Raw genomic sequence first — 5,561 nt, forward strand, 5'->3', positions numbered from 1 at the left:
CACAACGTGCCGGGGAACTACAACTAGGCGGCTGTAGACGTGGGTGATGGTGACGGTCGACTGGCCGCGGAGCGCATCGAGAGCGACGTCGAGAGCGGTGTGCTCGACCGGTTCCAGGCTCCCGCCTTCACGGAGCCGGCGGATGATCGTCTTCACGGCCGCCCGCCGGTATTGGAGGACGTTCTGGTTCCAGTCCTCATCCGAGAACGAAGCGTCCCTGGGGCCCTCGTCGAGCAGGTTGATGCGGGCGGCTTTGCCCGGGCCAACGCTGACGGAGGTGCCGCCGACGTAGGCGGCCACGCGCACCCACTCTCCATTGGGGTCGTGAGGCACCGCGATCTTCCGCCCCAGGCGGGCCAGCCGGGACGACCAGGACTTGGCCAGCATCGACTTGCCTGTCCCCTTCACCCCGAGGATCGCGACCGAATGCGAGCGGACCGCTTCGGCCGAGTACGCGTCCCAGGGATCAAAGCAGAACGGAGCACGCGAGAGCAGATTCTCGCCGATATACGCCCCGGTGAGGATGTCCCCAGTCTCGGCCAAGAACGGGTACGCACCACCGAGGACCTTCGAGCTGCAGTGGTGAGCGGGTGGGGTTGCTCGCAGTGGGCCACGCAGATTGTGCGGATGCTTCCACCCCCACGCCGGCATCTTCGACGCCGGCAACTCCGCGCTCTGCAGCTTCCAGCTCGAATTCTTGTCGACGACCGTGCCACTGTGGAGTCGACCGTTCGCTCCCGGCTTCTCGTCCGCCGGGATGCGCCCGATGACAGTGTTCGGCTTCATCTCACTCCCCTTCCATCGGTACCGGCAGAGCCCCGGTGACGAACCCGGCGGCTTGCTGTCCCGACATCGATGCCAGCACCAGACGCGCCGGGTGCGAGGCCTGCTCGATATCCGTCCGCGCCTTCGCTAGCGCGTCCTTCGACTCAGCGGAGATGGTGACGAACCCGCGATACTGCACATCCCCGAACCCGTCGACGAGGTCATGCTCGCGAACCGCTAGATCCTCCTCCTCGCGCAGGTGAGTGAGCGGGACGCGGGAGGACAGTTTCATCCGGATCGTGGCGGCAGTTTCCATGTCGGACTGGGCTCGGTTCAGCTGGGCTAGCGCCTTGTGCGTGGCCACCGGCCGCACCTGCAACGTGATCACCCGGGTCGCGTCCCCGGCGTAAAGCAGGGGCTCGAGGAACCCGGTGCGAACGTCCGTGCGAGGCCATTCGGCGACCCAGAAGGTTTGGTGCCAGGACTCGTCCACGCGCATCGCGTCCCAACCCTCGTCGATGCCCATGACAGGAGGTGCGGGCTGCGGCTGGAGGGTGTCGTCCTGCTCACGCCGGGTCGCGGCCGAGACCGGATCAGCGGAGAGCGCGAGCAGCTCATCCAAGTCATCGGAGGTCAGCCATCCGGCCGGTGTGAGGCGGGCGTGCTCCATCGAGGTCTCGATGCCGGCCACCCGTTCCTTGAGCACGGCGGCGAGCCCTCTGAGTCCTTTGCCTGCGTCGCGGATCGCCCCGTTGAGCGCACCCGTGTCGAAGGTGAGGGTGACGTAGTTCGTGAACCCCATCGACCGCTTTGACGCAGCCTGAGTCAGCACCCAATACTGCTGGCGCAGTTCTGGACTGACCTGTGGGGCGTATTCGCCTTCGCGGGCGATGAGGTAGTCGCGCAGCTCATTGGAGGAGGCCCGGTCTACGCGGATGCGGATCGTGGTCTCCCGCACGCCCGGCAGGTTCTCCAGCGAGCTGAGCCACTCGACAAACCCGTCGTACGCCGCCTCCTGGGTGCCCTTGTCGCGCAGCGCCCACGCCCGAGATCCAACACGCACCGTGATCGATGCGAGCCGCCCACGAGCGTTATAAATGAACGCGCCAGCGCCGGGGATCTGAACGATCTGCACATCCCCCAGCGCGCCAGGGAGCAGAAACTTCGAGGTCACAATCGGCGTGACCGCGGCAACGTGGGCGTGGCCGACGTTCAGTGACACGGTGGCGACCCGCAACCAGACGTCCCGGCGGAACACCGTTTGGCCGGCGACGCTGCGGTATACGTACCGGGCGGCCTGGGCCGCGATCACGAGCACTGGTTCGCGCCGGTACGTCGCAAGGGCGAAGAAGACGATGAGAGCGATCAGCGGCAGCATCACCCAGAGCGCATTGGGGTTGATGAAAAGCGTTGCCAGCAGGATGGCGACGGCGCCACCGACCACGACCACCTGCAGGAAGGTGAGTCCGAGGAAGATGCCTCGCCGTTCGCGGGCGGCGAAGCGGACGCGAGGTGCGCCTTCGTCGGTGATGAGCTGCTCGGCGGTGAAGGTGGTCATGAGTTACTTCCCAACCCTGATGACCCGCGCGGCAGTCCGTACGGGAGCGGTTGCGGTGGAGGCTCGCGAGAACTGGTCGCGGACCGAGAACCGGTGGTGAAGGGCGGTGCCGACTTCGGCACCGGCGAAGGAGACGAGCTTTGTCGCCCACAGGGGCGAGAACGAGGCCGCAATTACCGCGCCGGCAGCGACGAGGACGACACCGATGCTGAGGCTTGCTTTGGTCAGCTCGACGGCGAGGAGGACGACGCCCGCCGCAAGGGGTTTGGCGATCAGGAGTCCAGCAGTGAGGTTCATCCAGCGCTGTGCCCAGGCGGTGAGCTTGGGTTGGCCGATCATCATCAGCCCGACCGGGGCCATCGCTGCCAGGGCCAGGAGTCCGAATTCACGGATCGACATCGCGATGAACAGGAACAGGGTGGCGATCATCATCAGGGCGACGACCAGGAGCGCCATTACGTATTCGCCGACGGCCGCTGGCCCTTGTGCGCCGTCGGTGGCCATGGTGAAGATGGCGCCGCCTTTGATGAACTCCGCGCTGTGCATCACGCCGGAGGCTTGCTTCGGAAGGTCAAAGATGCCGACCACTCGCAGCAGGCTTTGGCTCAGGTCGCCGCCTTGGACAGAGGTCGTGAGGGAGCGCGTGACGTCGTCGGTGATGCCGGAGAACTGTTGCATCGCCCAGACGCAGATGGCGCTGAAGGGGATGGCGAGGGCGGCGCCGGCGGCGGTGCGGCCGATGCGCGCCCAGTCCTGCAGGATCATCGCGATCGCGATCTGGATCAGAGCGACGATCAGGATGACCGGCGCGGTGACGGCGATCCAGAACAGGAACTGCGAGTGCGCGATGTCCCAGCTGCCCTGGTCAATGTTCGTGTTGAACGCCCCGGTGATCATCGTGGCGATGAAGTCGCCGAGGTTGCGGATGGTCGAGGCCATGAATTGGGCCACCGTCTGAGAGGCCTGGCAGCCGAAGTCGGAGATGAAGCAGCTGTAGTTCGGCGAGAACGGGTCGGGGGCAGCAAGGATCAGCATGCTCATCACGCCACGTGAAGTGACTGGCCCCAGTTGATGAGGCCCGCGATCCCGGCGGCGACGGCGACACCTGCCACGCAGCTGACCACGCCGATGATGCCCATCTTCTGCACGCGTCCGTTGCTGGAGATGTGGCCCACGACGATGAACCCGGCCGCGATCAGGCCGCCGATGATGGCGAGGGTGAGCACGATGGCAAACACGACGTTCGCGATCGACTGCAGCGCGCCGACGCCGGGTCCAGAGAAGTCCGGGGACGGGTTGTTGACCGTCAGCACGGTGATCGTGCGCGAGTGCAGGGTGACGATTGCTTCGTTGAGTGCGTTCATGATTCGGTGTTCCTTCCATCAGTGCGAGGTGCGGTGGTCTTTTCGATGCCTGGCGCGGTGTCACGGCGACGCGCTGCGAGGTAGCTGACGCCGGCGACGCCGGCTAGGCAGATGCAGATGATCGCCAGTAGGGCGAGCACGTTGAGCACGATGCCCATCGGCCTCACTCCCCTGATCCGGTGGATACGCGGACGGCCGCTGCGGGCAGGGTCACGAACAGGACATTGGGCTGGCCCTCTGCTGGCACGCTGACGGTGAGCTGGAGTCGGTCCACTCCGGAGGGGAGATAGTAGGCGACGGCGAAGGAGCGATCCTCGTTGTTCGGGATGGTCCAATCGCTCTGCCCGTGAAAGAGCCCGGTGGGTAGCCATGGAAGTCCGGCGGCTCTCGCGGCTGCTGGGCCGTCGGCGATGTCGAGGACGGCCGGTTCGGGGCGTCCGTCGAACTGGGTTCCCTTCAGGGTGGTGCCGGTGACGTCCTGAGTCGTCCGGTTGCCCTGCGATGGCTTCCACTCCCCCGTCATCGTGACTTTGAGGAACAGGACCGGTGTGCCGGCGGGAAAGAGTTCCGCGGAGGTGTGCGGGAGGGTGCATTTGCAGCCGTGCTTCGACTTGAAGGTGGCGCCGCCGAACACCTGGACCCAGACGGTGTCGACGATGCCGTCCGCGATCGGCTTGGCCGGATCGGCAGTTGGCGTCGGGGCGACGGGCATGACCGCCGTCAACGAGGGGTCACGGTTTGGTGCGGTACTGACGCACCCGGCAAGGACCAGGCATGGGAGCAAGGCCGCGAGTGCGATCAGATTCTTGTTCATGTCATTCACCTCGGTTGCGTATGCGCCCTTCACCTACACGTTGTGTTTCTGGGCGGTTTGTGACGCGCAAATCGGAAATTCGTTGGTCAAGGCACCTGCACGTGTTGGTGCGTACAGGTATCGGGAAAAGCGCTCGTGAAATTTAGAAGCACACCGGTCGCGACGTGGGCGCGTGCGCGGCAGTCGCTTTGACCGAGGCTGGACCCGTGCGGGGCATAAGGGTCAAGGGCGTGAATGAGTTGGAGGGAGAGGTCGTCTGCACCGGTTAGGGAGCGCCGGTTTACGGCGTAGAAGTCGACCGCTTTGCCTTTCCAGTGCGCCGAGGCGGTGCCGGCGCCCGGTGTCTCGCCGGTGCACCGCCGGTTGAGGTCGCTGACGCCGATGGATTGGAAGCTCTGCACCGCGACGACGATCAGCTGGAGGACGTGCCCGTCGAGCGTGCAGTTCGCTGTGGCGCTGCCGTCGGCCATGTTGATGACCTGTTGCTGGTACCGGGCTTCGAGGAAGGTCAGCTTGCCTGCCTGGATGTCCGCAACCAATGCGGCGGCCGCTGCGCGGGCGTCAGCGGGCACCTGGCACGTGCCCGTCGTTGCTCCGGTGAGCGCGGTGAGCACGTGCTCGGCGGGTATCCAGAACGGCGTGTAGTGGTTCGGGTCGGCGTTGATCTGTACCGTGTGAGCGACCAGGGTAGGGACGGCGGTCTGCCAGTCGGGCACGCGCAGCATCCGCGTGTAGAACGCACGAGCCGCGGTCGCGGGATCCATCCGCTGCTCGCGGGCGCCGTATCCCGCTCCCTGCTGGAAGACACCGATCGTGGTGTTGTCGACGGCGTCCCCGTGGTCGAGGTTCCGGAGACCGGATTCTCCGATCGCCACCATCAGCGCGAGGGTCAGCCCGTGCGTGGGAATGTTCATCTGCTGCCCGACGGTGATGATCGTCGCGGCGATCTTCAGTTGGTATGTTCCGTAGCCATCGACGCTTTGGCCGTCGGCAACGCTCGGGGCTGAGCCGCCGCACGCGCCGCCGCCGACGCCTAGTTGTAGTTCCCCGTGAGGTTGTG

6 protein-coding genes and 1 pseudogene are annotated in these 5,561 nt (G+C 65.7%); all 7 read right to left on the minus strand.

Annotated features, from left to right (window positions below):
• A pseudogene (locus tag JNB50_RS24765) lies at positions 1 to 786 on the minus strand (ATP-binding protein); the annotation flags it as partial.
• Between the two features lies 1 nt (position 787).
• Entirely contained in the window at positions 788 to 2,323 is a 1,536-nt protein-coding gene (locus JNB50_RS24770; protein WP_208042740.1) for an SCO6880 family protein, read from the minus strand.
• A gap of 3 nt (positions 2,324 to 2,326) precedes the next feature.
• The gene (locus tag JNB50_RS24775; protein ID WP_208042741.1) at positions 2,327 to 3,364 is read right to left on the minus strand and encodes a hypothetical protein; all 1,038 of its coding nucleotides are present in this window, start codon (positions 3,362 to 3,364) and stop codon (positions 2,327 to 2,329) included.
• Positions 3,364 to 3,687 (minus strand): hypothetical protein, encoded by a 324-nt coding sequence (locus JNB50_RS24780; RefSeq protein ID WP_208042742.1) that lies wholly within the window; start codon positions 3,685 to 3,687, stop codon positions 3,364 to 3,366. The genes JNB50_RS24775 and JNB50_RS24780 overlap by 1 nt, the downstream gene beginning before the upstream one ends.
• A complete protein-coding gene (locus tag JNB50_RS24785) occupies positions 3,684 to 3,845 on the minus strand; it encodes a hypothetical protein (RefSeq protein ID WP_208042743.1) in 162 nt (53 codons plus the stop codon). The genes JNB50_RS24780 and JNB50_RS24785 overlap by 4 nt, the downstream gene beginning before the upstream one ends.
• A 5-nt stretch (positions 3,846 to 3,850) precedes the next feature.
• Entirely contained in the window at positions 3,851 to 4,399 is a 549-nt protein-coding gene (locus JNB50_RS24790) for a hypothetical protein (protein WP_208042744.1), read from the minus strand.
• 188 nt (positions 4,400 to 4,587) lie between these two features.
• The coding region (locus JNB50_RS24795) for a hypothetical protein (RefSeq protein WP_208042745.1) at positions 4,588 to 5,561 on the minus strand (974 nt) is incomplete at its 5' end.

Source organism: Leifsonia sp. TF02-11 (genome assembly GCF_017565305.1).
Lineage (GTDB): Bacteria > Actinomycetota > Actinomycetes > Actinomycetales > Microbacteriaceae > Leifsonia.